Origin of the sequence: Caballeronia sp. LZ032, from assembly GCF_031451315.1 — a bacterium.
Taxonomy (GTDB): domain Bacteria; phylum Pseudomonadota; class Gammaproteobacteria; order Burkholderiales; family Burkholderiaceae; genus Caballeronia.
This window is the reverse complement of sequence record NZ_JARUXP010000004.1, coordinates 878,839-904,453: the sequence shown is the minus strand read 5'-3', so window position 1 is coordinate 904,453 and position 25,615 is coordinate 878,839. Positions and strand designations below refer to the sequence as shown.

Below are 25,615 nucleotides of genomic sequence, written 5' to 3'. Positions count from 1 at the left end.
CTCACTCATACCACCGCGGCGTATAAACCCAGTCCCCCACCGTTCGCGTCGTCGATGATCCGACGATCACCATCGTCCGCATGTCGACGAGATCGCTCGTCAGCGCGCCCAGCGTCACGATGCTCAGGCGTTCCCCCGGACGGCCGATGTCCCGTCCCAAGACGACCGGCGTCTCCGCCCGCCGATGCTGCCTGACGATCTCCATCGCGCGATCAAACTGCCAGGGCCGCGCCTTCGATAGCGGGTTGTAGAACGCCATCACCAGATCGGCTTCGCCGGCATGTGCGATGCGTTTCTCGATCACGCTCCACGGCTTCAGGTTGTCGGACAGCGAGAGCACGCAGAAGTCGTGACCGAGCGGCGCGCCCGCCCGCGCCGACGTCGCCAGCGATGCCGACACGCCCGGCACGATCGCAAGCTTCACGGCGTGCCAGTCGGCGTGATCGGCGCGGCCTGTGTCGAGTGCTTCGAGCACTGCCGCCGCCATGGCGAACACGCCCGGATCGCCCGACGACACCACGACGACGCGCCGTCCCTCGCTCGCCAGTTCGAAAGCACGCCGCGCGCGCTGCAATTCCTCGCGGTTGTCGGTCATGTGGACGCACTGGCCGTCGCGGAACGGTCCGGCCATGCGCACGTAGGTTTCATAGCCGAGCACGTCCTGCGCTTCATCGAGCGCACGGCGCGCGGCGGGCGTCAGCAAATCCGCGCTGCCGGGGCCGAGGCCCAGCACGGTCAGCGTGCCGCGCGCACGGCCGATGGCAAGCGCATCGACCGGCGTATCCGCGACATGCAGCGCGACGCCGTTCGAGCTGGCTGCGTCGAAGGGCCGCGCATCGCACAGGCGCAGCGGCACGCCGAGCGCATGCGCGGCCTCCGTGAGCGGTTCGAGTGAACCTTGCCGCACGGGTGCAACAAGCGCCGCGAGCGCAAGCGGCGCGAGACCGCGCTCGCGCATTGCGACGCGCACCCGTTCCGCGATATCGCCTTCGATGCCCGCATCGTCGAGCCACGCCAGCACGCAGCGCGGATGAATCACGAGATCGTCCGGCGTAAGCGCGGCCGTGGCTGTGCCCGCGCCATACGGCGTGATATGCACGGCGAGGCGAGCGTCGGCGGCGCGCGGCAGCGGCGCGTCGTCGAGCCAGGGCGCGTGGCCTTCGATGCGCGTCGTCTCGCCCGCCAGCAGTCCGGACACGAAGCGCTTGCCTTGCTCGATGTCCGCCAGCGCGTAACCCTCGGGCGGTGCGAGCAGACATTGGCCGAAGCGCAGCTCGCCGCTCGTCGTGATGGCGGGCGCGATGTGCAACGAAGCCGCGATCTCGCGCGCCAGCACGTTCACCCCGTTCATGCCGCCGAGCAGCGGCACGACCGCGCTGCCGTCCTGGGCGACGGCCAGCACCGGCGGTTCCGCGCCCTTGTCCGCGAGACACGTTGCCAGCGCGCGGATCACGATGCCCGCGGCGCACAGCGCGATCACCGGCGTACCTGACACATACAGCGAACGCAGATGCGCGCCGAAATCGTCATAGGCGATGTCGGCGGAATGAGCGTCCACGCGGCTCGCCAGCCCATGGATGCGCGCGCCCGGAACGTGCGCCTGGATGCGTCGCGCGGTGTCGAGCGCGGCGCTGCCCAATACGACGATCGCCGGCGCGTTCCTGCCCGTCATGCCTGCCATTTTTTCCCCGGCACGACGAGCAGCGAGAAGTACGGCGACGCCATCGGGTCGACTTCATCGAGGGCGACGATGCGCTGATTCGCCATCGTCGCGCGTTCGACGTAGAGCGCGCGGTCGTCGAGGCCGAGTTCGGCCAGCACGCGGCGCACTTTTTCGAAGTTGCGGCCGAGCTTCATGATGACGGCGGCGTCGGCGGCTTCGAGACGGCGCTTCAGGTCCGCTTCCGGCAACACGCCGGACAGCACCGACAAGCTCTGGTTGCGATACACCAGCGGCACGCCGAGCACCGCGACGCCGCCCAGCATCGAACACACGCCCGGCACGACTTCCGCGTCGAATCGCGTCGCGAGGCGGTCGTGCAGATACATGTACGAGCCGTAGAAGAAGGGATCGCCTTCACAGATCACCGCGACATCGTGTCCGGATTCGAGATGTCCCGAGATTTCGAGGGCCGCGTCGTCATAGAACGCGCTGATGATGGTTTCGTAGCAAAGCGGCGGTTCGAGCGCTTCGGTCGTGACCGGATAGACGAGCGGCAGGCGGGTTTGCGCATCGTCGAGATGCGCCTCGATGATGCCGAACGCATTGCCCTTCTTGCCCTTCGCCACAAAATACGCGACCACCGGCGCGGCCTTCAGCAGGCGCAGCGCCTTCAGGGTGAGCAGTTCCGGATCGCCCGGACCGACGCCCAGGCCATAGAGACGTCCGCTCATCATTCGACCTCCGAGGCCAGCGCGTTCACGGCGGCGGCGGCCATCGCGCTGCCGCCGCGCCGGCCGAGCAGCGCGACGTACGGGATGCCGCGGCTGTCGGCGGCGAGCATCGCCTTCGATTCCGCCGCGCCGATGAATCCCACCGGGAAGCCCAGGATCAGCGCGGGCCGGGGTGCGCCGGCATCGAGCATGTCGAGCAGATGGAACAGGGCCGTGGGCGCATTGCCGATCGCGACGATCGCGCCTTCGAGATCCGGCCGCCAGAGTTCGAGCGCCGCAGCCGAACGCGTGTTGCCCAGCGCGCGGGCGCGTTCGGGAACCGAGGCATGGGCGAGCGTGCAGATCACGCGATTGGCCGCCGGCAGCCGCGCGCGCGTGATGCCTTCGGCGACCATGCGCGCGTCGCACAGCACCGGCGCGCCGGCCGCGAGCGCGCGGCGGCCAGCAAGCCCCGCGCCGGGCGAGAAACGCAGGTCGCTCACGATATCGACCATGCCGCAGGCATGAATCAGCCGCACCGCGACTTTTTCGAGATCGGCGGGGACGGCGGCGAGGTCGGCTTCGGCGCGGATCGTCGCGAACGACTGGCGATAGATCTCCGCGCCGTCGCGGATGTAGTCAAGCATCGGTCGTGCTCCGGGCGAGCCGTTCGGCCGCCTCTTCGAGTGTCAGGTTGCAGGCGGCGAGCTGCTCGCCGCGGTAAAGGTCGTAACGGCCCGGTGCGCGTGCCAGCAGCGTCGTCGCGACCGGATGCGCCGCCGCGCACGAACGCTCGCAGCCGCTCAGATGCACCTGCGCCAGTGCGTGCGCGGGCAGAAGCGGGGCGAGGCGTTGTGCATCGGATTTTGTGTCTGCGCGGCTTTTGGCGCAGCCGGCGGAACCAGCGCACGCGATCAGGCGCGCGAACGGATCGCGCGGCTCCGTCGCGAGACCGAGTCCCCGCAGTTCATGCAGGACATCGTGCGCGGCGTGCGGCGCAAGATCCGGGATCAGCACGCTCTGCCAGGGCGTCATCGCAAGGCGGCCCGCGGCATAGGTCGTCGCGATGGCAGCGAGGGCGTCGAGCGTGGCGGCGTCGAGGCGTCCGAGCGGAGCCTGTGCGCCGGCGTAGGCCATGGTGTTGTCGGCGTGCGCGCCGAGCCGCAAAGTGGCATCGGAGGGAGCGCGCCGCCAGGAACGAAGCGCTGCTTCCGGCGCCGGGAACGCGAGGGCATGCGTGCTGGCGCGCGCCAGCAGATCGCGCATGCGATGCTCGTCGGGCCGTGCAAGCGCAAGGAAGCGGCGCAGCACGCCGGTCACGAAAGTAACGACATCGTCACGGGAAATCACGCCGAGTGCGGGCGTGTCGTGCGCATGCAGCGGGATCGTGCCGGCAAGGCCGAAGGCGAACCGCGCGCCGTCATCGAGCGCGGCGAGCCACAGGTCATGCGGATGATCGAGCATCGCGAGTTGCTCGCCGCCATCCAGTTGCAATGCGAATTTCGGCGACAGCGCATGCAGCGCGGCATCGGCCTGCATGGCAGCGATGAGATCGGCGGCCAGCGTGCGGGTGGCGTCGGTGGCGAGCGGGCTCAGCATCACATTGCGGATGTCGTCGGCGCTCTCGGTCGCGGGCGCCAGGCCCGCAGCGGAAGCAATGTCGACGAGCCGCGCGTGGGCGTCGGCGCGAATGCCGCGCAGTTGCAGGTTCGCGCGATTCGTCACTTCGATCACACCGGAACCGCACTCGCGCGCGGCCCGCGCCACGGCACGCGCAGCGTCGGCGCTCAGCGAGCCGCCCGTCAGGCGCAAACGTGCGAGACCGCCATCGCGCGCGGGCACGACGCGCATCAGCCCCGGACACGCGGAGGTGCGGGATGCGGTCGCAGGCACTGGATGGTCGAGTGAGATCAAAGGCATGGCCCGTGAGGCTTCGCGTGTGTGGCGCTGACCGGGTTGCATCGGCCGGTGGGTGTCGCGCGAAAACGTTCGGTTGGCAAGTCGCCTGGCTTGGAGGCGTCATTCGCGCCGCGCTGTTTGCAGTGAATCAGGGGCGCGAGTGCGCGGACTCGCTGCGTACAAGCGCCAGGCCCTGCCGGCGTCTCCAAAATATGCCGCAAAGCCTTGTCAGGCAAGGCAGGTCCGAATTCTAACATCGAACATCGCGACTCAAGCCGGTGCTCGGCATGGCACGCATGAACGTTATCGGGACGCTGGTCATCAACGCGATCCCTTGGTCTATGAAGAACCGAGTCAATGCTGTTGGGCAAGCATCTCCTCCGCTTGTATGCATGCGGACATTTTCTTCATACGGGCATTTGAATTCGTTACACAAAGCGACACACATACTTTTGTTATCGCGATATTTTTGATCGATGGTTTGATGACACGGAGACGTGACGCATGATGCATTTGCCTGACCAGCAGTCCTTCTGCGCGATGCGAAGCGGAACACGACTCGGCGATTTCAGCTTTGTCGAATCAGGCTGTGCCGCAGTCAGGTTGAACCGGGCAAGAGATAGGAACGTAGGAAATCCCGCGCACGTGAAATCGAGCCAGAGGTCATGAAACGGAGCACGGCCCGAATCGATTGGGTCACGGCTTTTCTGGGCGTTTGCCTGATCGCGATTTTTGGTCAATTCACCTGGATGGATATTGATTTCTATCTCGAATCCACAGTGACAGTGGGCGAAGTCGTCAAGTTGAATCACGGTGCTTATCACCCGGAAGTGTCTTTCACGACAGACAAGGGCGTAACGGTCACTTTCCCCGGAAGCAGTACCTAACCGGTGGAGGTGGGTGACCGCCTTGAGGTGCGTTATTTGCGCAGCGCGCCCGGTATGCAACCGAAGGTCAACCAGACATTAAACCTGTTCGATTTCATGCCGCTCCTGTTTGGCGTGGTGGTGGTCATATCGGGACTAATGGGGAGGTCCTTGCTCAACTTCGGATCGAGGAATGATCAGTTATAGAAAGAGTCGTTGGCGATATAACACCGGTGCCAGTGTGGCTGGCGCGTTGGGTCCTTTATCTGCTGCACGCGGCATACTCGTGCTGGTCGATCCCGCGAAGGTATCCCACCAGTTCAACTTTTCCACGTTTGGAATCAATCTTCTTGGCCTGAGAATTCCGAAGCAGTTTCAGCTTCCTGAATTGCCCTTGCCTAAAGGGCGTGGATTGACCGGTTCGGGCTCCACCACGGATTTCTGGGGCGACGGCATCGTCTTTATGAACTACTCCTTCCAAGGCGACGAACTGTCCGCAGCCGATTTTGGCGGCGGCGCGTTCAACGTCGAAATGGGTGGCGGCATGCTGATTGCAAAGGCTTGCACAATCATGCACATGGGCATTCCGGAGGCACTGATGCTTGCGTGCGCTGCCAGTCCGGCCTTGATCGGTATGGCGGCAAGAAACGCCAGGGCCATGATTGTCATGAAGGGTATCAGTGAGGGTTTGATTGACGGATTTGGCTTGTCGTCGTCGATCGGCTTTGTCTCTCACAGCTGAAATTGTTTGATGCGCATTACAAGTTCATTCTGTTCAAGAAAAGGAACGCATGGAGACTTTTATCCTTGTTGACGGTATCGAGGGCGAATCGCAGAGCGTGCCCAAGGCCATTGATGTCATCTCTTTCAAGTGATCATTGCATCAGGCGTCCGGCGCATCACACAGCAATGCAGGAAGCGGACCGAGGGCAACCATTCGCGACGTGGAATTCGTTCACCGCCTGGATCGCGCCAGCCCGAATTTGGCCAGTACTGCGCCGTGGGTCGGTCCATCCCTAAAGCCGCGCTGTTTTCACGTATGGCCGGAGGAACGCCACAGGAATTCATGCGGTGGAGCATGGATGACGTGAGGGTAACGGTCGTGGAACCCGTCGGCGCGGGCGGCACCATCGTAGAACGCGTCGCGCTTTCTTTTGTTCGAATGAAATATGAGTATGTCCTGTTGACGAACCTGGGGCAGAGAGGCGGAACCGTCACCGCCTTGTTCGATCTCCGCAGCCAAGAGAGCATCGTCACCCGTATGCGGACCACGTCAAACAGATCGTTCGCGTTCACTTGCGCAGATTTGCCGCCTTCCGTTGCGCGTTCTTGAATCAAGCGCTGTCGCGCGCCGCCACTTGGGCTTCGATTTGATTCAGACCACGAGAAACCGGTCGTACCCATGTAATCTATGAGAGTCGATTCTTCGGGCCATCAAGATTTGACGCGCCTTCACGAAGCTCGAGAAACATAACAACCGTACCGTCCACTGCAAGGGCAACCCGGGCTCCGTTGGACCTGTATCATGCCCGCTTTTACCGACCATCCGGCCCTGACGGCCCCTCGGGCGCTTTGCTGAGCGGGTTGCCTGACAGGCCCGGATCCCAATCGAGGAGATGCCGCATGTCGACCTGGCTGACCGTCGTTGGCATCGGCGAGGACGGCTGGCACGGCCTGTCCCGCGCCGCCCGCCGCGCGCTCGTCGAAGCGCAGGCCATCCATGGTGGCGAGCGCCATCTTGCGCTGCTGCCGTCCCGTATCGCCGCGCGCCGCGTGCCGTGGCCCCGGCCCTTTTCGATCGACGCCGTGCTCGCCGAACGCGGGGACGGCAAGACCCGCATCTGCGTGCTCGCAAGCGGCGATCCGATGTGCTTCGGCGTCGGCGCGACGCTCGCGCGTGAAGTCGCCGGCGAGGAAATGCGCGTGCTGCCCGCGCCGTCGTCTCTGTCGCTGGCCGCGGCGCGCCTGCACTGGGCGCTCCAGGACGTGGCGTGCGTGTCGCTCGTCAACCGGCCGGCGGCGTCGCTGCTCGCCGACGTGCATCGCGGCGCGCGCCTGCTCGTCCTGAGCGCCGACGGCGCCACGCCCGCCGCAGTCGCCACGCTGCTCACCGCGCATGGTTTCGGCGCGAGCCGCATGAGCGTGTTCGAGCATCTGGGCGGCGCCAGCGAACGCCGTATCGACGAACGGGCCGACGACTGGCGCGAACCGCGCGTCGCCGCACTCAATCTGATCGCAATCGACTGCCGTACGCACGCGGGCCACGCCGGCCCGCCGCTGACGCCGGGCCTGCCCGACGACGCCTATCGGCACGACGGCCAGCTCACCAAGCGCGCGGTGCGTGCCGTGACGCTGGCCCATCTCGCGCCGCAGCCGGGCGAACTGCTGTGGGATGTGGGCGCGGGCTGCGGCTCGATCGGCATCGAATGGATGCGCGCGCACCGCGCCTGCCGTGCGATTGCGATCGAAGCGAACGAGAGCCGGCAGCGGCTCATCGAGTACAACCGCGACGCGCTCGGCGTGCCCGCGCTGCAACTCGTGAAGGGCGAGGCGCCCGCCGCGCTCGACAGCCTGCCCGCGCCGGACGCCGTGTTCATCGGCGGCGGGTTGACCGTGCCCGGCGTGCTCGATGCGTGCTGGTCGCGCCTGCGTCAGGGCGGACGGCTCGTCGCCAATGCCGTGACCTTGCAGAGCGAGATGGCGCTGGTCGAATGGCGCGCGCGGCATGGCGGCGAACTGACGCGCATCGCCGTTGCGCAGGCGGAGCCGCTCGGCAGTTTCGATACCTGGCGCCAGGCGCTGCCCATCACGCTGCTGCAAGCGAGCAAGCCATGAGCGGCATGCGTTCGTCTTCCCGCAAGGCCGGTGCGGCATGAAGCGCATTCTCCTGCTCGGCGGCACCGGCGACGCGCTCGCGCTCGCGCGCGCACTGCCCGCCGGTCACGTCTATAGCCTGGCAGGCCTGGGACGCGTACCGGACGATCTCGCGTGCACGGTGCGCGTCGGCGGCTTTGGCGGCATCGACGGGCTCGGCGCTTATCTGCGCGACGCGGGCATTGCGCTCGTCGTCGATGCGACGCATCCGTATGCCGCGCAAATGAGCCGCCACGCCCGCGCGGCCTGCGACAGCACAGGCGTGCCGCTATGGGCCGTGCGCCGTCCCGCGTGGCCTGCACAGTCCGGCGACGACTGGCGTTTCGTTCACGACTGGCACGGCATCGTCGCCGGCATCGCCGGATTCGGCCGGCCGCTGTTCACGCTCGGGCGCGAACCGCTCGCGCATCTGGACGAGATTCCCGCTTCGCAATACTGGACCGTGCGCTGTCTCGAAGCGCACGCGGGCAATGCACGCGCGCGGATCATCGATGCGCGCGGCCCGTTCACCCTCGACGGCGAACGCGCGCTGTTCGACGCAGCCCGCATCGATGTCGTCATCAGCAAACACAGCGGCGGACGCGCGACCGAGGCGAAGCTGACGGTCGCGCGCGAACGCGGCCTGCCGGTCATCATGCTCGCGCGTCCCGAGTTGCCCGCCGCCGACCGCCGTTTCGGCACCGTCGCCGATGCACTCGATGCGCTCGGACTTCAACTCTCATTCACAGCATGACCGTCTATTTCATCGGCGCCGGACCCGGCGATCCCGAACTCATCACCGTCAAAGGCCAGCGGCTGGTCCGCACCTGCCCGGTACTGCTCTATGCCGGCTCGCTGGTGCCGAAGGAAGTGCTCGCCGGTCATCATGCGGAAAAGTGCATCGATACGGCGGAGCTCGATCTCGATACCATCGTCGCGCTGTTGCACGACGCGCACGTCGCCGGCCAGGACGTGGCGCGCGTGCATTCGGGCGATCCCTCGCTGTACGGCGCGATCGGCGAGCAGATGCGCCGGCTCGACGCGCTCGGCATTCCCTATGAAATTGTGCCCGGCGTGACGGCGACGGCTGCATCGGCGGCGGCGCTCGGTCGCGAACTGACGCTGCCCGGCATCTCCCAGACGGTCATCCTCACGCGCTACGCGACCCGCACGGCCATGCCGCCTGGCGAATCGCTCGCGGATCTGGCGCGGCACCGCGCGACGCTTGCGATTCATCTCGGCGTGCGTCACATCGAGCGCATCGTCGCCGACCTGGTGCCGCACTATGGCACGGACTGTCCGGTGGCCGTGGTGTTTCGCGCGAGCTGGCCCGACGAAACGCGCATCGAGGGCACGCTCGCGGACATCGCGGAAAAGGTGCGCGCGGCGGGCGTCGAACGCACGGCGATGATTCTCGTCGGCCGCGTGCTGTCCGCCGACGGTTTCGCCGAATCGACGCTCTACGGCAGCTGACCCCGCCATGCGCGATCTCGACGCCGTTTTTGCCGCACTCGCCCGGTCGGCGTTCCGGCGGCGCTTTGCGCTCGGCGTGCGGGAAGGGAAGTATCTGGGCGCGAAGGGCATGGAGACGGTGCTCGCGCAAGCGCACGACATGATCGGCAGGCGTCTCGGGCCGCCGCTGCCGCCCAACGACGGAAAGCAGACGCCGATGCGCGGGCATCCGGTGTTCATCGCACAGCATGCGACGGCGACGTGCTGCCGCTCATGTCTGGCCAAATGGCATGAGATCCCGGCGGGCCGGGCGCTGGATGCCGTCGAGCGGCAGCATGTGGTCGATGCTATCGAACGCTGGCTGCGGGCGCAGCCGCTGCCGGAAGCGTCGCGGTCCGAGCCTGAGGTGCGTCAGCGCAGCCTGTTCTGACGGTCAGCGCGGCGCGTCGGTCAATTGCTGCCGATTTCCAGTCCGACCTGGGCCGTTCGCGCAACAGTGACGAAGCCACGGTGCTCCAGAAACACCGTCTGATGGCTCGGACGAAGCAAAAGATCCGGCGTCAGCTTGAATGCCACGACGTCATCGGACTTCCACATTGGAATTCGTTCACCGCCAATGACGGCCACCGTACCCGGAGGCAAATCGCCGTTGATCTTCATCCAGATCGGCGTGCCGGCGGGATCCAGGTGGGCGAGATCGATGGTCCTGGGCCCGTAATCGACGATCTTCGTTTGCAGCGAGACGACCGGCAGCGCGTTGCGAAGGAAGAGCTGGTTCATGCCAAGCGGCACGAGAAGCACTGCGCACGCGATCGCCATGGACATGGCGATACGCGGAGATTTCGATCCGTCGCGATGTCTGCGTCCCAGCGCCACGAACGGCTTTTCGATCAGATACCAGCTCGCCGATGCGACCGCGACGGTGATCGCAAACGCGATCAGGAAAAAAGCCAGCGGCGACATGTTCCGAACCACGGTCTGATCGAACAGGTATCGGCCCACTGCCAGATGGTAGAGGTAGATCCCGTAGCTGATGCGGCCGAGGTATTGCAAGGTGGGACGGCAAGCGATCGCTATCGCAGTCGGCGAGCCGTCCATCCAGGCAATCAACGAGGCTGTCAGGCAGCCAATGGCCGTGGGCCACAGAACGATTCCATAGGCCCAGTGACCGGTGAGGTCGCCGGCGAAAACACACATCGTGAGAACGGCGCCGATGCATCCTGTGACGACATGAGGAAAAGCAAGACCTTGCTGCCTTCGCTGCTCGAATAATGCGAGCAGTGCACCGAACGCGAGGCAATCGACGTTGCTGGTCAAGGAGTAAAGCGTTGCTTCGACGTTGTGTATGTGTCCGTAGAAGAAGAGTCTCGACACGGGCGCAGCGACGATCATGGCGCAGCAGACCTTCCACAAGATTCGGCTCGGCAGCAGCGTGATGAACGGCCACACCAGATAAAACTGCTCCTCAACCGAGAGCGACCAGAAATGGATTGGAAATCCGTCTCCATGGTTGAGCGAGAAAAAGAGATTGGAGAGAAATGCGGAGTGCCAGAGTGCCTCCGACCCGCTCATTCCAGGCCAGATCAGCAAATAGAATGCGATCGAAAGGTAATAGATCGGCCAAATACGCAGCGCGCGCCGGGTGTAAAACGCGACGACATTGATCTGGCCTTGACCTGCGTTGCGTTCGCGCAGCAGCCCACGCGTAATGACGAAGCCGCTGATCACAAAGAACATGTAGACGCCGGCGTGTCCCCAATTCACGGGGCCCATGATTTTGGGCGCCCAGTGACTGATCAGGACGGCAATGACAGCGACTGCGCGAAGTGAGTCAATCTCGGGACGGTAGGGTCTGGCCTCTGTCTGGACTATTTTTGTATTTGCAACTGTCGCCAATTGAATCTCGCCGTCTGGAATTATCGTTTCGGCGGATTCTACAATGACTTAATACAAAATATTACCTGGCCCGGTTGCTTTTATTTCCTTGTGCGAACGCTCGGAAATTTATTCGGACGCTGAACTAAGCCTGGCACACCGCCAGAGTCCGCTAGCATGCGTCCGTCTGGAGGCTCTCAATCCCTTGCTGCGCCTGCCTTGCGCGTCTTCGCGCGCCGGGCGAGCATATTGAGCGCCTCCACCAGCGCCGAGAACGCCATCGCGGCATAGATATAGCCTTTCGGCACATGCGAGCCGAAACCTTCCGCAATCAGCGTCATGCCGATCACGAGCAGGAAGCCGAGCGCCAGCATGACGATGGTCGGATTCCGTTCGATGAACCTCGACAGCGGCCCGGCCGCGAACAGCATCACGGCGACCGCGGCGATCACCGCGACGAACATGATCGGAATGTGCTCGGTCATGCCGACCGCGGTCACGATGCTGTCGATGGAAAACACGAGGTCGAGCAGCAAAATCTGGCCGATCGCCGAGAGCGGCGTCAGACGGCCGCCCGGGTTCGCGCCAGCGTGGTCGTCGGCGTCGTGCGTCACGTGATGACGGATTTCGGTGGTGGCCTTCCACACGAGAAACACGCCGCCCGCGATCAGGATCAGGTCGCGCCACGAGAAGCCGTGCCCGAAGGCTTCGAAGATCGGCGCCGTGAGCCGGACGATCAGCGCCACCGTGCCGAGCAAGCCAAGCCGCATCACGAGCGCGAGGCCGATTCCCAGGCGCTGGGTGCGTGCCCGGTGCGCTTCGGGCAGCTTGTTGGTCAGGATGGAAATGAAGATGAGGTTGTCGATGCCAAGCACGACTTCCATGACGACGAGCGTCGCGAGCGCGGCCCAGGCGGCAGGATCGGCGAGAAGGGCGAAGAGATAGTCCATGCGGTGCGGGCCTGGTCAGGGATTGACGTCAATGGCGGAATGCTAACCTGCTCGATTGCAGAAATGAAAGGAACCTGAAATATTAATTCGTATCGAAGCGCCACACGATAGCGATCTTCTGCGGGCCGGGTCGTGTCTTGCGACTAAATATGGCCAACTGGCCACAAATACCGGATTTGAAACGGATTTTTGCATCTCTTGAGAAGCGGTTGAGCTCGGTTTACGGGTAAACTCCAACCCTCTCGAGCCGGCTGAAAATCCGGCCGTCCTACACTTCCCGACTTCCGGGAAAAAACGCCACTTTCGCATGCAGGGAAAATCACAACGTCTCGTCGAGCTGGACTTCTTCAGGGGACTGGTTCTGCTCATCATCGTCGTCGATCATATCGGCGGGAGCATGGTGTCGCGCTTCACCCTGCATGCGTTCGCGCTCAATGATGCCGCCGAAGTCTTCGTCTTTCTTGGCGGCTTCGCCACCGCCACCGCCTATGTCTCGCTCGCCGAGCGCCGTTCCGAAAGCGTCGCGCGCCGCCGCTTCGTGAAGCGGGCGTTCGAGCTGTACCGCGCCTTCCTCGTCACCGCCGTATTGATGCTGGCCGCGTCCTTCCTGCTGCGGCCGTTCTTTGGCCACGCGCCGAATCTCGCGCTACACGATCTCGACAGCCTGATGGCCGAGCCGGTCTCTTCGATCGCGCAGATTCTCACCTTCGAGCGCCAGCCGTACCTGGCCGCCGTCCTGCCGATGTACGCCCTGTTCGCGCTGGCCGTGCCGCTGATGCTGCCGCTCGCGCGCAGCAAGCCCTGGATCCTGCTCGGCCTGAGCCTCGCACTGTGGGCGTGTGCGCCGGCCATCGGCGAATATCTGCCCTCCGCCGAAGACAACCTGTGGGACTTCAATCCGGCAGCCTGGCAGCTGATGTTCGTGCTCGGCGTGCTGGCGCGCTGCCAGCCCGTGTACCAGCGGGTGAGCGCGCATCGTTTCGGCTGGATCGTCAGCGCGGGCACTGTCGCGCTGATCGCCGGCATGGCGTATTACAAGCTGCTCGTGCTGCCCCCGGTGCTGGACAGTGCGTTCAAGCGTGACCTCGCCGGGCCGCGAATCGTCAATTTCCTGGCGATCGCGTGGATCTGCGCCAATCTGGCGCGCTATGGCGTCGTGAAGGCGATCGCGAACCGCTTGCCGTGGATCGGCGCGGTGGGGCGCGACGGCATGGTGGCATTCGTCGCGGGGACGGTCATTTCGCTGGTCGTCGATTCTGTCCTGTTCACGCTCACCGACGGCCTCATCAACGTGCCGGCCGGGCTAGCCGCCGATGCGCTCGCCATCGGCGCGCTGCTCGCCGTGCCGCGCGTGCATCAAGCCGTGGCGGGCTGGCTCGGCAGCCGTCGACCGCTGCCCAAACCGGCGCCGGCAGCAGCGCCAGCTCGCGTCGCCGCCGATACGCGCGGGCGTTGACAGCAGCAACGAGCCAAAAAAGCGGGCAATCTTCGCCCGCTTTTTTGGGGATTGACCAGCAACTAACCGTCTTTTTCGCAACGCACCATCAGATTGATGCGGAAAAGCATGTGCGGCACGCTGCTTGCATGTACACCGGCCATCACGACAAAAAAACCGGAATCGCCATGCTCAAACTTGCCATCCTCTTCGCGATCATCTCCGTCGTTGCGGGCCTTTTCGGCTTCACACGCGTTTCATCGGGCGCGGCGGGCATCGCCAAGATCTGTTTCTTCATCTTCCTGATCCTGTTCGTGATCTTCCTCGTCATCGCGATATCCGCGGGCTCGCTCGTGCTGTAGCGCCAAGGCGGCGCCATGCCGCCTACGCGTGCTTCCTCGGATCGACCCGTGTCCCGCCGCAGTGTTACATTGCGGCGAGGAGACAGTCACGCGGCGTCGGATGGCACCAAGCCCCGCCCACGGCCGCGCTGAACCGACAAGGAGGAAGGCGATGCAGCACGCCATCGGCGCGGCCTTGCAGCCCGCGCAGCGCGATCTCATCCGTCATTCGCACGAGCGTTCGGCCACTTTCGGGCTGTGTGAAACGATGCGCCCCGATTACGCCGTGCTGACCGGCGCGCAACTCGCCGTCAAGCTCGACGAGAGCCGCACGCTGTGCGCGCACGCGCTGCCGGTCATCGAGACGCTGTACGCCCAGCTTGCGAATACGCACAGCATGATTGCGCTGACGGACGCGGAAGGCCTGATCCTGCATTCGTTCGGCGATGACGACTTTCTCGCCCGCGCCGAAAAAGTCGCGTTGCGCGCCGGCGCGATCTGGAACGAAGCGCATCAGGGCACGAACGCCATCGGCACGACCATCGCGGAGCGCACGGCCGTCACCGTTCACGGCGACCAGCACTACCTGCGCGCGAATCATTTCCTGACCTGCTCGAGCGTGCCGATCCTGGATCCGCTCGGCAACCTGTCCGGCGTCCTCGACGTCACCGGCGACCGGCGCGGCTATCACCAGCACACGATGGCGCTCGTCAAGATGTCGGGACAAACCATCGAGAACCGGCTGATTTCGAGCGCCTTCGAAGACAAGCTGCGCGTCCGTTTCCACAGCCGGCCCGAATTCATCGGCACGCTGATGGAGGGCATTGCCGTCTTCGAACTGGACGGCCGTCTGCTGTGCGCGAACCGCAGCGCGCAGTTCCAGCTCGGGCTTGATTTGCGCAGTCTGCGTGCGCAGACGGCGGAGACGCTGTTCGGCGAGGGTGTCGAAACGCTGATCGGGCGTCCCGGCGACGCGCCGCGGCGGCTCGTGCTGCACAGCGGCGTCGGCGTGTTTGCGAGCATCGAGTTTCGCGGCCGGCCGTCGACGAGCGTGGCCGTGACGGTCGCCGAGCCGGTGTCGTCGGCGCTCGCGGCGCTCTGCACCGGCGATGCGCACATGCAGGACGTCGCCGGACGCGTCCGCAAGGTGATCGGCAAGAACATTCCAGTGTTGATCGGCGGGCCGACCGGCGCGGGCAAGGAAATGCTCGCGCGCGCGATCCATGCCGATTCGCCGCGTCGCGCGGGCCCGTTCGTCGCGGTGAACTGTGCGTCGCTGCCGGAGACGCTGATCGAATCCGAGCTGTTCGGCTATGTGCCGGGCGCCTTTACGGGCGCGGCCAAACGCGGCGCGACCGGCAAGATCGTGCAGGCGAACGGCGGCACGCTGTTCCTCGATGAAATCGGCGACATGCCGCTCGCACTGCAAAGCCGTCTGTTGCGCGTGCTGCAGGAACGCGTGGTCGAGCCGCTCGGCGCGGCGCGCGGGGTGCCGGTCGATTTCATGCTGGTCTGCGCGAGTAACCGCAAGCTGCGCGATTGCGTCGCGCAGGGCGCCTTCCGCGAGGATTTGTATTACCGCGTCAACGGACTCTCGGTGACACTGCCGCCGCTGGCTGAGCGAACCGATCTGCGCGCGGTCGCCGACACGATGCTGCGCGACGAGCGATTTATCGGCCGTCCGATCGAGATCGATCCGGCCGTGCTCACGCTGTTCGCGCGCCATCCCTGGCCGGGCAACCTGCGGCAGTTGAGCAACGTGCTGCGCACGGCCTGCGCGATGCTCGACGACCACGACACGCACATTCGCGTAGCCCATCTGCCGCACGATTTCGTGGATGAACTCGATGCACTCGGTGAGATAGAACCGGCATTCGCACCGACGCTGCCCTCAGGCGGGCGTCTTGCCGACATCGAAGCCGGCGCGGTCGCGGCAGCGCTCAAGGCGCACGGCGGCAATGTATCGGCGACGGCGCGCGAACTCGGCGTGTCGCGCACGACGGTGTATCGCAAGCTGCGCGGCTAGTCTTCGAGTGCGTCCGGGCTGTGAGGCGCGGGCAACGCGCCGCTGTGATCCTTCAGCCCGACGCCGGTCAGTCCGAGGCGGCGCGCTTCGTTCAGCAGCCACATCAGCTTGTGCGCGGCGGCGTCGTAAGGCAGGCCCTCCGGGCGCACGTTGGAGATGCAGTTGCGCTCGGCGTCGTGACGGCCGGCGCGCGGCTCATACGTGACGTAGAGCCCGAGACTGTCCGGCGAACTGAGTCCCGGCCGTTCACCGATCATCATCACCACCATCCGCGCCCGCAAGCGTTCGCCGACGGGATCGCCCAGCGCAACCCGCGCCTGCGTGGCGATTACCACGGGACCGATGCGCCAGCCTTCGAGACGTGGCCGCAGGCTCGCGAGCAGCGGCGCGACGTGGCGCTGCGCGGCGACAGCGGACAGTCCGTCCGCGGCCACGAACACCAGGTCCGGTGCGTCATGCAGGGTCTTCGCGTACTCGGCGAGATGCGCCTCGCCTGCTTCCCCGGGCATGCGCCCCAGGTCGGGACGACGCAAATAAGTAGCGCGATCGGGTGCCGCGCTCGGCACATCGAGTGTGTCGAATCCTGCGGCGCGGATGGCCTCGGCAAGCGCGCCGGTATCGAGCGGCTGGTGGACCGCGTCGCGCGCCTGCGCGTGCGCGAGTTCGAAGGCGAGCAGCGGCGCAGTCGGCAGGCTGCTGCCCGCGCGGCCCAGCGCGATGCGGGCATTCGTGAAACGCCGCAACGCGTCCCACGGATCGTCCTGGCGGGGTGGCGTCGTCATGCGTCGATCCAGTCGAGCAGTGGTTGACGGGGCGCGCCTGATGGACGCGCAAGCAAACCGCCCTCTGCATCCGTAACGCGCATTCTGGCGAGCCACGCTTCGAACTCAGGCGCGCGCTTGAGGCCGAGCAGCCGGCGGACATACAGCGCGTCGTGAAACGAGGTGCTTTGATAGTTGAGCATCACGTCGTCCGCGCCCGGCACGCCCATGATGAAATTCACGTTCGCGGCGCCGAGCAGCGTCAGCAGCGTGTCCATGTCGTCCTGATCGGCTTCGGCGTGATTCGTGTAGCAGATGTCACAGCCCATCGGCACGCCGAGCAGCTTGCCGCAGAAGTGATCCTCCAGTCCCGCGCGAATGATCTGCCGGCCGTCGTACAGATATTCCGGACCGATGAAGCCGACCACGGTATTCGTCAGCAGCGGCTGGAAGCGGCGCGCCACGGCGTAGGCACGCGCCTCGCAAGTCTGCTGGTCGACGCCGTGATGCGCGTTCGCCGACAGCGCGCTTCCTTGGCCCGTCTCGAAGTACATGACGTTGTCGCCGACCGTGCCGCGCCCGAGCGACAACGCCGCGTCGCGCGCCTCCGCGAGCAGCGCGAGCGACACGCCGAAGCTCGCATTGGCGCGCTCGGTGCCCGCGATCGACTGGAACACGAGATCCACCGGCGCGCCTTGTTCGATCGCCGCGAGCGTGTTGGTGACGTGCGTGAGAACGCAGGATTGCATCGGCACGTCGTAGCGGCGGCGGAAGTCGTCCATCATCGTGAGCAGCGTGCCGATGGCCGCCGGCGAATCCGAGGCCGGATTGATGCCGATGACCGCGTCGCCGCAGCCGTAGAAGAGGCCGTCGAGCATCGCGGCGGCGATGCCTTTGGGATCGTCGGTCGGGTGATTCGGCTGGAGGCGCACGGAGAGATGCCCCGGCAGGCCGATGGTCGTCCGGAAGCGCGTGACCACCGGGCGCTTCTTGGCGGCGAGGATCAGGTCCTGGTTGCGCATCAGCTTGGACACCGCCGCGGCCATCTCCGGCGTGATGCCCAGGGTGACGGCTTCGAGCGCGGCGGTGTCGGTGCTGTCGGCGAGCAGCCATTCGCGGAAGGCGCCGACCGTCAGATGCGCGATGGGCGCGAAGGCTTCGCGCGAATGCGTGTCGACGATCAGCCGCGTGACTTCGTCGTCCTCGTAGGGGATCAGCGGTTCGTCGAGGAAGGCGGCGAGCGGGACCTGCGCCAGCGCCATTTTGGCGGCCACGCGCTCTTCCTCGGTGGCGGCCGCGAGACCGGCGAGCTCATCGCCGGAGCGTCGCGGACTGGCGCGGGCGAGCAGCGTCTTCAGGTCGTCGAAACGGTAGCGGCGCACGCCGATCGTCTCGTGATAGCTCATTGCTTCTCCTTGCACGGTGCGGACGGTCCTGCGATACGGCCACTGTAGCCGCTTCGCGCCCGCCTGGTGCGGCGGAAAAAAAGAGCCCGCCGGAAGCGAATCCGTGCCCATGCGATAATTTTTCGCTTCAGTCAGCCGCCGCGCGCCCCGTTTCCCGTGAAAAACCTGCTTGTTCCTCTCGACCGCCTTGGCGATTTCGATGAAATCGTCGACGTCCGCACGCCGCTCGAATTCGCCGAGGATCACATTCCCGGCGCCATCAACGCGCCGGTGCTCAGCAACGAGGAACGGGTGATCGTCGGGACGATGTACAAGCAGGTTTCGCCGTTCGAGGCGACCCGCGTCGGCGCGGCGATGGTCGCGCGCAACATCGCGCGGCATCTCGATACGCTTTTCGCAGACAAACCCCGCAACTGGCGCCCGCTCATCTATTGCTGGCGCGGCGGCAAGCGCTCCGGTTCGATGACGACCTGGCTCAACCTGATCGGCTGGCAAGCGCGTCAGCTCGACGGCGGCTACAAGACTTACCGGCGCGGCGTGATGGAGCGGCTAAGCGAACTGCCGCGCCAGTTCCGCTATGTGGTGCTGATCGGCCATACGGGCAGCGGCAAGACGCGGCTCCTGACAGCGCTGCACGGGGCGGGCGCGCAGGCGCTTGATCTGGAAGGGCTGGCGGCGCATCGCGGGTCGCTGCTCGGGGCGTTGCCGGGGCAGCCGCAACCGTCGCAGAAAGGCTTCGATTCGGCGCTGCTCGAGGTGCTGTCTTACTTCGACCGGACCCGGCCGGTGTTCGTCGAGGCGGAAGGGCGCCGCATCGGTTCCATCACACTGCCCGACGCGCTGCTCGACAGTCTGCACGCGTCGCCCTGCGTGGAGGTTCGTGCGCAGCGGAAAGACCGCATCGCGTTTTTGTTGCAGGATTACGCCCATCTGTTCGACGAACCGGCCTTCTTCAAGACGCAGCTCTCGAAGCTGGTTGCGCTCCACAGCCGCGAACGCGTGGCGCATTGGCACGGGCTGATCGACGCCGATGCGCGCGCGGAACTGTTCGGCGAGCTGATCGACCGGCATTACGATCCGGCCTACGCGCGCAGCAGCCAGGCGCTTTATCGCGAGTTGCCGCACGCGGCGCACGTGCTGTTCCGGCCGAACGACGAAGACAGTATCGAACAAGCGCATGCACTGCTCGCGCAGCTCGCCGAAACCACGCCCGCACTCTGATTCCAACTTCACACTCGAAACAAGAAAACACGTTATGACCACGCTCCGACAACCTCGCGTCGCGCTCGGCTGGATGGTGTTCCTGCTCATCGCCGTATTGGGACTGTTCTATGTGAAATGGTTTCCGTACTACAACCGCGCGTTTGTTGCGGCGAGCCAGCATTCCATCGGCAAGTCCATTCTGATGGGCACGGCCGCGAATGCGCCGACGCCTTCGTGGCAGGCCGCGCTCGATTACGCGCTCGCTTATGGCAAGGCCATCTGGCAGGCCATGGTGCTCGGCCTGCTGCTCGGCTCGGCGGTGCAGGCGCTGATTCCGCCGCGCTGGGTCGCCCGGGCGCTCGGGGAGCATGACTTCGGCAGCGTGGTGAACGGCGGGCTGATGTCGTTGCCGGGCATGATGTGCACGTGCTGCGCGGCGCCGGTCGTCGCGGGCCTGCGGGCGCGCGAGGCGGCGCCGGGCGCGGCGATCGCGTTCTGGCTCGGCAATACCGTGCTCAATCCGGCCGCGCTGGTGTTCATGGGCTTCGTGCTCGGCTGGCAATGGACCGGCCTGCGCCTCGTGCTGGGCGTGTTGATGGTGTTCGGGCTCGGCTACGCGGTGAACCGGATGGTGACGCCGGCACAGGCGGCGGCATCGCGCGAGTCGCTGGCGAAGCTCGTCGAAACCGACGACCCCGGCACGGCGTTTTCGCGCTGGCTCAAGATTCTCGGCCGCATGACCTTGCGGCTCATCCCTGAATACATCGTGCTCGTGCTGCTGCTCGGCGCGGCGCGCGCGTGGCTGTTTCCGCATATCGGGCCGGATATCGGCAACGGCTTGCTGTGGATCGCGGCCTTCGCCGTGGCTGGCACACTGTTCGTGATCCCGACGGCCGGTGAAGTGCCGATCATCCAGGCGATGCTGTCGCTCGGCATGGCTGCCGGTCCTGCTGGAGCCTTGCTGATGACGCTGCCGCCGGTGAGCGTGCCGTCGCTGGCGATGCTCGGGCGGTCGTTTCCGCCGCGCGTGCTGGCGTTCGTGACGGTGGCGGTGGTGGTGTTCGGGATCGTCGGCGGGGTGGTGGCGGCGGGGGTGTTTTGAGGGGGTGTTTGTCGAAGACGACACACCGCCCTCAATGAATCGCCGCCCCAGCCTTGATCAGCAGCTTGAACGGCAGCGCGAGCAGCATCGCGCCGCCCACGCCCGCCACCCACAGCGCCACAAACCAGAACAGCTTGCGCGCGCGCTCAATGGTAGTGATGTTCGCCATGGCGCACCTTTCCTCTGAATACCCAATAGCTTAGCGTCGTGTACGCGATGATGACCGGCAGGATCACCGCCACGCCGACGATCGTGAACAGCTGGCTCGAATGCGGCGCGGCCGCGTCCCAGATCGAAACCCCGGGGAAGATGTCATGGGGCGAAATGCTCGCGACAAGTCCCGCATAGCCGAGCAGCACGAAGCCCAGCGCGACGGCGAACGGCCGTGTCTCGTGACGCGATTCGATCGAACGTCTCATGGCCCACGCGCACGCCGCGACCAGCACCGGCACGGGCAGCAGCCGGTAGAACAGCGGCGAGTCGAACCAGCGTGACGCAATGCCGGCGTCCTGCAGCGGCGTCCAGATACTGACGACGGCGATGGTCGCGAGTTGCAGCAGCGTCAAAGGCCAGACGACGCGATACATCCGCCGCTGCAAATCGCCTTCGGTCTTGGCGATCAGCCAGCACGCGCCGAGCAGCGCGTACGTCACGACAAGCGCGCCGCCGGTAAAGAGCGCGAACGGCGTGAACCAGCCGAAGGGATCGCCGGCAAAACGGCCATCGGCGACGGGAATGCCGTCGAGAAACGCGCCGAGCGCCACGCCTTGAAAGAAGGTCGCGCCCGCCGATCCGCCGATGAACGCCAGATCCCACAGATGCCGCGTGCGCTGCGCCTTTGCGCGAATCTCGAACGACACGCCGCGAAAGATCAGGCAGACGAGCATCAGCACGAGCGGCAGATAGAGCGCGGACAGCACGGTCGAATAGACCATCGGGAACGCGGCGAACAGTCCTGCGCCGCCGAGCACGAGCCAGGTTTCATTGCCGTCCCAGACCGGCGCGACGGTGTTCATCATCACGTCGCGGTCGTGCTGGTCGGGAAAGAACGGAAAGAGAATGCCGATGCCGAGATCGAAGCCGTCGAGCACCACGTAGAGAAACAATCCCAGCGCGATGATCGCGGCCCAGGCAAGCGTGAGGTCCATGTCTTAAGCTCCTTCGATGGACTGATGCGGAAGGCTGAGCGGCCGGCGCGCGGTGCCGTCGGGCGTCTCCGTAGGCGAGCCCGGCAGCGCGGGCCCTTGCCGCAGCAACTTCAGCAAGTAGTAGATGCCGGTGCCGAAGACGATCGTGTAGACGATCACGAACGCCAGCAGCGACACGCCAACCTGTTGCGCAGTAACGGGCGAGACGGCATCGGCGGTGCGCATCACGCCGTACACCACCCACGGCTGGCGGCCTGCCTCGGTCGTGATCCAGCCGGCCAGCAGCGTGATGAAGCCGCTCGGACCCATCGCCAGCGCGAAGCGATGGAACCAGCGCGCCTCGAACAGCCGGCGCTTGCGATGCAGCCACCACGCCGCGAACGACATCAGGATCATCAGCACGCCAAGACCCGCCATGACGCGGAAGGTCCAGAACACGAGCGTCGAGTTCGGCCGGTCCGCCTTCGGAAACTCTTTGAGGCCGCGAATCTCGCCGTCCCAGCTGTGTGTGAGGATCAGGCTGCCGAGATGCGGAATCCGCACCGCGTACTTCGTGGTTTCGGCTTCCATGTCGGGAATGCCGAACAGGTTCAGCGCCGTGCCGCCTTTCTCCGTGTCCCAGATGCCTTCGATCGCCGCGATCTTCGCGGGCTGATGTTCACGCGTGTTGAGACCGTGGGCGTCGCCGACGAGCGCCTGGATCGGCGTCAGTGCGAGCAGCAGCCAGAGCGCCATCGAGAACATCTTGCGGATGGCGGGATCGCGCCGGCCTTTCAGCAGATGCCATGCGCCGGTCGCGGCGACGACCAGCGCCGCGACGATGAACGCCGCAATCGCCATGTGCGCGAGCCGGTACGGGAACGACGGATTGAAGATGATCGCCCACCAGTCCACCGGCACGACGTGATCGCCTTCGATGCGAAAGCCCTGGGGCGTCTGCATCCAGCTGTTCGACGCGAGGATCCAGAAGGTGGAGATGAGCGTGCCGATTGCGACCATCAGCGTGGCGCCGAAGTGCGCCTTCGGTCCGACCTTGTTCCAGCCGAACAGCATGATGCCGAGGAAGCCCGCCTCGAGGAAGAACGCGGTCATCACCTCGTAGGTGAGCAGGGGGCCGGTGATCGGGCCGGCGAAGGTCGAGAAGCCGCCCCAGTTGGTGCCGAACTCGTACGCCATCACGACGCCCGACACGACGCCCATGCCGAACGCCACGGCAAAGACCTTCGACCAGAAGAGACACAGCTCCTTGTAGACGGGCTTGCCGGTCTTGAGCCAGGCGCCTTCGAGCACCGCGATGAAGCTCGCGAGCCCGATGGACAACGCCGGAAAAATGATGTGAAACGAGACAGTGAACGCGAACTGGAGCCGCGCCAGATCGAGTGCTTCGAGAGTCGAATGCATGATGCCCTGTGCCTTGAATGTCACCCGCGCCCGGATGGTCGGGCGTGTGTGTTCTTGCCGATTCAGTCGTGTAACGGGGCCGAGCTTAGCGCCAATCGCAAAAAGTGTTGCGTTGCGTCAGCGATCTTGCTGCGCGCGCAAATGCCGCAGTTTCAAGGGCTTGCAGGCGCTATCGGGTTGATTCTCCGATGCTTTTCGGGCACGTTTATCGTGCGCTGCGGCATGAACGCGCAGGGGCGTTCGCGACAATCGACCGCACGACCGGCGAAGCCTGTGCGAAAGGGCTAAAAGAACTGAGGCGGCGTCATCACAAACCGCGCGATTCGGCCGGGTACGATAATGGCTATCGCAGCGCGCGCGCCGCGCAGACAAACAAGGAGAGATACGATGCGCCTCGATGACGAAGCAGAAAGCCGCAATGTCGAAGACCGGCGCGGCGGCGGAGGCGGCGGCTTCCGGGTAGGCGGCGGATCGATCGGCATTGGCACGATCATCGTCGCGCTCGCGGCTTCGTACTTCTTCGGCATCAATCCGATGACCATCATCAACGGCGCACAGGTCCTGCAGGGCAACGCGCCGCAGCAGCAGGCAGCGCCCGCCAGCAGGCAGCCCGCCACCGATCCGGGCGCCGTGTTCGTGCGCAAGGTGCTCGGCAACACCGAGCGCACCTGGCAGCAGATCTTCCACACACAGTTCAACCAGGACTATCCGGCACCCACGCTGGTGCTGTTCTCCGGCGGCACGCAGACGGCCTGCGGCACCGGACAGGCGGCCATGGGTCCGTTCTACTGTCCCGCGGATCGTAAGGTCTACATCGATCTCTCGTTTTATCGCGAGTTGCGCGACCGCTTCGGCGCTGGCGGCGATTTCGCCCAGGCATACGTGATCGCGCATGAAGTCGGGCATCACGTGCAGAACGTGCTCGGCATTTCAGACAAGGTCGATCAGGCGCGCACACGGATGTCGCGCGCGCAGGCCAATGCGCTGTCCGTGCGCGTCGAGTTGCAGGCGGATTGTTTCGCGGGCGTATGGGCCGCAGTCGCGCAACGGATGAACGCGCAACTGATCGAGCCCGGCGATTTCGAGCAGGGATTGAACGCGGCAGGCGCGATCGGTGACGATCGGCTTCAGCAGCAGTCGCAAGGGCGCGTCGTTCCGGAGGCCTTCACCCACGGCACCAGCGAGCAACGGCAGCGCTGGCTGCGGCGCGGGCTGTCGACGGGCGATGTCGGCCAGTGCGATACCTTCTCCGCACGCGCGCTCTGAGTTGCGGTCACGCTGCGCGATTTGGACTATTCTCGATACGCGCGACGCACGCAAACCGGCGCGAGCGGGCGGAACTTACAAAGGCTGACAATGCCGCTTTCCCAATTTCATTAGAATCGCTGGTTTTGCGGAGCGCGGCTCACTGCGCCGCCTGCGGCGGCCCATTCCCGCGCGCCGCCGGCATCCGAGCACTCAAGACTCTTCCATGAAGCGAATTCTGATCGTCAAAGTCACGTCGCTCGGCGACATCGTGGAGACGCTGCCCGTCGTTTCCGACCTGCGGCGTGCCTTTCCCTCCGCAAAAGTCGACTGGGCCGCCGACGCCGCCTTCGCCGACATCATTCGCTGGAATCCGGGTGTGGACCGCGTGCTGAGCGCGCCGCTGCGCAAGTTCAAGAAGGCCCGCAACTGGAACGACCTGAAGGAAATCGGCGCATCCATCAGCGAACTGCGTGCCGAGAAATACGACGCCATCGTGGATATCCACGGCGTCTACAAGAGCGCGATCATCGCGTTCATTGCACGCGGGAAGCGGCGCTTCGGCTATCTGAACCAGGATCTCGGCGAGCGTGGCGCGGCCTTCGCGTATAACGCGCGCTTTCGCCCGCGTCCGCATACCGATGCCTGGCGCGGCATGCGCGTGAGCGTCGCCGAGGCGCTCGGCTACACCTTCGACGAGACGCCCGACTACAACGTGCGTCTGCCTGCGCTCGCGTACAGCCTCGATATTCCGCGCGACAAGCGCATCGCGATGCTGTTCCACGCCACTTCGGCCGACGTGAAGAAATGGCCCAAGGAACATTGGGGCGAAGTCGGGCGCTGGCTCGTCGCGCGCGGCTATACGATTGCCTTGCCGTGGGGCACCGAGCGCGAGCGCGGCGAGGCGCAGGCGATTGCGGCTATCGTGCCGGGCGCGATCGTGCTGCCGAAAGTGACGGTCGAGGAATGCGCACACTGGATCCAGGCGTCGGAGCTGGTGGTCGGGACCGATACCGGTCTCGTGCATCTCGCCCATGCCATGCAGCGCCGCACGGTCATGCTGTTTGCCGCGACATCGCGCGAGCATTTCGGCATCGATGCGCCGGGGCGCTCGGTATCGGTCGGCGATCACGGCGCGCCGCCCGACGTGCCGCAAGTGCTTGCAGCCATCGAAAGCGCAACGAACGGCGCGCCGCAAGCGGTATCCGGCTCGGCGGAAACGGGTGCGATGCTGCGCTAGAGCCGCGACGAGAACGAAGCGTGTTGCGCTGAGTCGGGC

General features: G+C 65.4%; 25 protein-coding genes. 14 read left to right on the top strand and 11 right to left on the bottom strand.

Annotated features, from left to right (window positions below; all coding sequences use genetic code 11):
- Position 1 precedes the first annotated feature (1 nt).
- The 4 genes from cobJ to cobG are packed head-to-tail and all read right to left on the bottom strand — an operon-like array spanning position 2 to position 4,266.
- Positions 2-1,681 (bottom strand): precorrin-3B C(17)-methyltransferase, encoded by a 1,680-nt coding sequence (cobJ, locus tag QCE69_RS31935; protein ID WP_309934921.1) that lies wholly within the window; start codon positions 1,679-1,681, stop codon positions 2-4.
- Positions 1,669-2,397 carry a precorrin-2 C(20)-methyltransferase gene (locus tag QCE69_RS31930; RefSeq protein WP_309926520.1) on the bottom strand — a complete coding sequence of 243 codons (729 nt, stop codon included), beginning with the start codon at positions 2,395-2,397 and terminating at the stop codon, positions 1,669-1,671. Before QCE69_RS31930 ends, cobJ begins: the two co-directional genes overlap by 13 nt.
- The gene (locus QCE69_RS31925; protein WP_309934919.1) at positions 2,394-3,020 is read right to left on the bottom strand and encodes a precorrin-8X methylmutase; all 627 of its coding nucleotides are present in this window, start codon (positions 3,018-3,020) and stop codon (positions 2,394-2,396) included. Before QCE69_RS31925 ends, QCE69_RS31930 begins: the two co-directional genes overlap by 4 nt.
- Positions 3,013-4,266: a precorrin-3B synthase gene (gene cobG, locus QCE69_RS31920; protein WP_309926516.1), complete on the bottom strand. Its 1,254-nt coding sequence runs from the start codon at positions 4,264-4,266 to the stop codon at positions 3,013-3,015. Before cobG ends, QCE69_RS31925 begins: the two co-directional genes overlap by 8 nt.
- 671 nt (positions 4,267-4,937) lie before the next feature.
- Between cobG and QCE69_RS31915 the strand changes: the two genes are divergently transcribed.
- From QCE69_RS31915 to QCE69_RS31890, 7 genes are all read left to right on the top strand, one after another.
- Entirely contained in the window at positions 4,938-5,159 is a 222-nt protein-coding gene (locus tag QCE69_RS31915; RefSeq protein ID WP_309934917.1) for a hypothetical protein, read from the top strand.
- Positions 5,160-5,331: 172 nt separating this feature from the next.
- The gene (locus QCE69_RS31910; protein ID WP_309934915.1) at positions 5,332-5,880 is read left to right on the top strand and encodes a hypothetical protein; all 549 of its coding nucleotides are present in this window, start codon (positions 5,332-5,334) and stop codon (positions 5,878-5,880) included.
- 129 nt (positions 5,881-6,009) lie between these two features.
- Entirely contained in the window at positions 6,010-6,471 is a 462-nt protein-coding gene (locus tag QCE69_RS39620; protein WP_409021251.1) for a type VI secretion system tube protein Hcp, read from the top strand.
- Positions 6,472-6,761: 290 nt separating this feature from the next.
- The gene (cbiE, locus tag QCE69_RS31905) at positions 6,762-7,973 is read left to right on the top strand and encodes a precorrin-6y C5,15-methyltransferase (decarboxylating) subunit CbiE (RefSeq protein WP_309934914.1); all 1,212 of its coding nucleotides are present in this window, start codon (positions 6,762-6,764) and stop codon (positions 7,971-7,973) included.
- Positions 7,974-8,010: 37 nt separating this feature from the next.
- Positions 8,011-8,745, top strand: a complete 735-nt coding sequence (locus QCE69_RS31900; RefSeq protein ID WP_309926506.1) for a cobalt-precorrin-6A reductase — start codon at positions 8,011-8,013, stop codon at positions 8,743-8,745.
- Positions 8,742-9,464, top strand: coding sequence for a precorrin-4 C(11)-methyltransferase (gene cobM / locus QCE69_RS31895; protein WP_309934912.1), 723 nt, complete (start codon positions 8,742-8,744; stop codon positions 9,462-9,464). Before QCE69_RS31900 ends, cobM begins: the two co-directional genes overlap by 4 nt.
- Before the next feature lie 7 nt (positions 9,465-9,471).
- Positions 9,472-9,873 (top strand): DUF4186 domain-containing protein, encoded by a 402-nt coding sequence (locus QCE69_RS31890; RefSeq protein WP_309934911.1) that lies wholly within the window; start codon positions 9,472-9,474, stop codon positions 9,871-9,873.
- 20 nt (positions 9,874-9,893) lie between these two features.
- Here QCE69_RS31890 and QCE69_RS31885 read toward each other — a convergent pair whose 3' ends face one another.
- Positions 9,894-11,339 (bottom strand): acyltransferase, encoded by a 1,446-nt coding sequence (locus QCE69_RS31885; protein WP_309934910.1) that lies wholly within the window; start codon positions 11,337-11,339, stop codon positions 9,894-9,896.
- A 176-nt stretch (positions 11,340-11,515) separates the two neighbouring features.
- Positions 11,516-12,268 carry a TerC family protein gene (locus QCE69_RS31880; protein WP_309934908.1) on the bottom strand — a complete coding sequence of 251 codons (753 nt, stop codon included), beginning with the start codon at positions 12,266-12,268 and terminating at the stop codon, positions 11,516-11,518.
- 307 nt (positions 12,269-12,575) lie between these two features.
- On the opposite strand from QCE69_RS31880, the gene QCE69_RS31875 reads away from it, so the two are divergent.
- From QCE69_RS31875 to QCE69_RS31865, 3 genes are all read left to right on the top strand, one after another.
- Positions 12,576-13,724, top strand: a complete 1,149-nt coding sequence (locus tag QCE69_RS31875; protein ID WP_309926495.1) for an OpgC domain-containing protein — start codon at positions 12,576-12,578, stop codon at positions 13,722-13,724.
- Positions 13,725-13,891: 167 nt separating this feature from the next.
- The gene (locus QCE69_RS31870) at positions 13,892-14,065 is read left to right on the top strand and encodes a DUF1328 domain-containing protein (protein WP_309820442.1); all 174 of its coding nucleotides are present in this window, start codon (positions 13,892-13,894) and stop codon (positions 14,063-14,065) included.
- A 151-nt stretch (positions 14,066-14,216) separates the two neighbouring features.
- A complete protein-coding gene (locus QCE69_RS31865) occupies positions 14,217-16,070 on the top strand; it encodes a sigma-54-dependent Fis family transcriptional regulator (protein WP_309934906.1) in 1,854 nt (617 codons plus the stop codon).
- Here QCE69_RS31865 and eutC read toward each other — a convergent pair.
- Both eutC and QCE69_RS31855 read right to left on the bottom strand, forming a co-directional pair.
- The gene (gene eutC / locus QCE69_RS31860) at positions 16,067-16,852 is read right to left on the bottom strand and encodes an ethanolamine ammonia-lyase subunit EutC (RefSeq protein WP_309934904.1); all 786 of its coding nucleotides are present in this window, start codon (positions 16,850-16,852) and stop codon (positions 16,067-16,069) included. The genes QCE69_RS31865 and eutC overlap by 4 nt on opposite strands.
- A complete protein-coding gene (locus tag QCE69_RS31855) occupies positions 16,849-18,237 on the bottom strand; it encodes an ethanolamine ammonia-lyase subunit EutB (protein ID WP_309926488.1) in 1,389 nt (462 codons plus the stop codon). The genes eutC and QCE69_RS31855 overlap by 4 nt, the downstream gene beginning before the upstream one ends.
- A 156-nt stretch (positions 18,238-18,393) precedes the next feature.
- On the opposite strand from QCE69_RS31855, the gene mnmH reads away from it, so the two are divergent.
- Positions 18,394-19,458 (top strand): tRNA 2-selenouridine(34) synthase MnmH, encoded by a 1,065-nt coding sequence (gene mnmH / locus QCE69_RS31850; protein ID WP_309934903.1) that lies wholly within the window; start codon positions 18,394-18,396, stop codon positions 19,456-19,458.
- A gap of 34 nt (positions 19,459-19,492) precedes the next feature.
- Positions 19,493-20,542 (top strand): permease, encoded by a 1,050-nt coding sequence (locus tag QCE69_RS31845; protein ID WP_309934901.1) that lies wholly within the window; start codon positions 19,493-19,495, stop codon positions 20,540-20,542.
- Positions 20,543-20,573: 31 nt separating this feature from the next.
- On the opposite strand, the gene QCE69_RS31840 is transcribed toward QCE69_RS31845, so the two are convergent.
- From QCE69_RS31840 to QCE69_RS31830, 3 genes are read right to left on the bottom strand one after another with little or no spacing between them, the layout of a single operon-like run.
- Positions 20,574-20,711: a hypothetical protein gene (locus QCE69_RS31840; protein ID WP_309820430.1), complete on the bottom strand. Its 138-nt coding sequence runs from the start codon at positions 20,709-20,711 to the stop codon at positions 20,574-20,576.
- Positions 20,689-21,690 carry a cytochrome d ubiquinol oxidase subunit II gene (gene cydB / locus QCE69_RS31835; RefSeq protein WP_309934900.1) on the bottom strand — a complete coding sequence of 334 codons (1,002 nt, stop codon included), beginning with the start codon at positions 21,688-21,690 and terminating at the stop codon, positions 20,689-20,691. The genes QCE69_RS31840 and cydB overlap by 23 nt, the downstream gene beginning before the upstream one ends.
- Positions 21,691-21,693: 3 nt before the next feature.
- A complete protein-coding gene (locus QCE69_RS31830) occupies positions 21,694-23,091 on the bottom strand; it encodes a cytochrome ubiquinol oxidase subunit I (RefSeq protein WP_309926481.1) in 1,398 nt (465 codons plus the stop codon).
- Between the two features lie 387 nt (positions 23,092-23,478).
- Between QCE69_RS31830 and QCE69_RS31825 the strand changes: the two genes are divergently transcribed.
- Positions 23,479-24,357: a neutral zinc metallopeptidase gene (locus QCE69_RS31825; RefSeq protein ID WP_309934898.1), complete on the top strand. Its 879-nt coding sequence runs from the start codon at positions 23,479-23,481 to the stop codon at positions 24,355-24,357.
- A 205-nt stretch (positions 24,358-24,562) separates the two neighbouring features.
- Complete coding sequence (gene waaC / locus QCE69_RS31820) at positions 24,563-25,576, top strand: lipopolysaccharide heptosyltransferase I (protein WP_309934896.1); 1,014 nt, start codon at positions 24,563-24,565, stop codon at positions 25,574-25,576.
- Positions 25,577-25,615 lie beyond the last annotated feature (39 nt).

Coding starts and splice junctions, on each gene's coding strand:
- cobJ (WP_309934921.1), bottom strand. CDS start 1,681: ATGGCAGGCATGACGGGCAGGAACGCGCCGGCGATCGTCGTATTGGGC.
- QCE69_RS31930 (WP_309926520.1), bottom strand. CDS start 2,397: ATGATGAGCGGACGTCTCTATGGCCTGGGCGTCGGTCCGGGCGATCCG.
- QCE69_RS31925 (WP_309934919.1), bottom strand. CDS start 3,020: ATGCTTGACTACATCCGCGACGGCGCGGAGATCTATCGCCAGTCGTTC.
- QCE69_RS31915 (WP_309934917.1), top strand. CDS start 4,938: ATGAAACGGAGCACGGCCCGAATCGATTGGGTCACGGCTTTTCTGGGC.
- QCE69_RS31910 (WP_309934915.1), top strand. CDS start 5,332: ATGATCAGTTATAGAAAGAGTCGTTGGCGATATAACACCGGTGCCAGT.
- cbiE (WP_309934914.1), top strand. CDS start 6,762: ATGTCGACCTGGCTGACCGTCGTTGGCATCGGCGAGGACGGCTGGCAC.
- QCE69_RS31900 (WP_309926506.1), top strand. CDS start 8,011: ATGAAGCGCATTCTCCTGCTCGGCGGCACCGGCGACGCGCTCGCGCTC.
- cobM (WP_309934912.1), top strand. CDS start 8,742: ATGACCGTCTATTTCATCGGCGCCGGACCCGGCGATCCCGAACTCATC.
- QCE69_RS31890 (WP_309934911.1), top strand. CDS start 9,472: ATGCGCGATCTCGACGCCGTTTTTGCCGCACTCGCCCGGTCGGCGTTC.
- QCE69_RS31880 (WP_309934908.1), bottom strand. CDS start 12,268: ATGGACTATCTCTTCGCCCTTCTCGCCGATCCTGCCGCCTGGGCCGCG.
- QCE69_RS31875 (WP_309926495.1), top strand. CDS start 12,576: ATGCAGGGAAAATCACAACGTCTCGTCGAGCTGGACTTCTTCAGGGGA.
- QCE69_RS31870 (WP_309820442.1), top strand. CDS start 13,892: ATGCTCAAACTTGCCATCCTCTTCGCGATCATCTCCGTCGTTGCGGGC.
- QCE69_RS31865 (WP_309934906.1), top strand. CDS start 14,217: ATGCAGCACGCCATCGGCGCGGCCTTGCAGCCCGCGCAGCGCGATCTC.
- eutC (WP_309934904.1), bottom strand. CDS start 16,852: ATGACGACGCCACCCCGCCAGGACGATCCGTGGGACGCGTTGCGGCGT.
- QCE69_RS31855 (WP_309926488.1), bottom strand. CDS start 18,237: ATGAGCTATCACGAGACGATCGGCGTGCGCCGCTACCGTTTCGACGAC.
- QCE69_RS31845 (WP_309934901.1), top strand. CDS start 19,493: ATGACCACGCTCCGACAACCTCGCGTCGCGCTCGGCTGGATGGTGTTC.
- QCE69_RS31840 (WP_309820430.1), bottom strand. CDS start 20,711: ATGGCGAACATCACTACCATTGAGCGCGCGCGCAAGCTGTTCTGGTTT.
- cydB (WP_309934900.1), bottom strand. CDS start 21,690: ATGGACCTCACGCTTGCCTGGGCCGCGATCATCGCGCTGGGATTGTTT.
- QCE69_RS31830 (WP_309926481.1), bottom strand. CDS start 23,091: ATGCATTCGACTCTCGAAGCACTCGATCTGGCGCGGCTCCAGTTCGCG.
- QCE69_RS31825 (WP_309934898.1), top strand. CDS start 23,479: ATGCGCCTCGATGACGAAGCAGAAAGCCGCAATGTCGAAGACCGGCGC.
- waaC (WP_309934896.1), top strand. CDS start 24,563: ATGAAGCGAATTCTGATCGTCAAAGTCACGTCGCTCGGCGACATCGTG.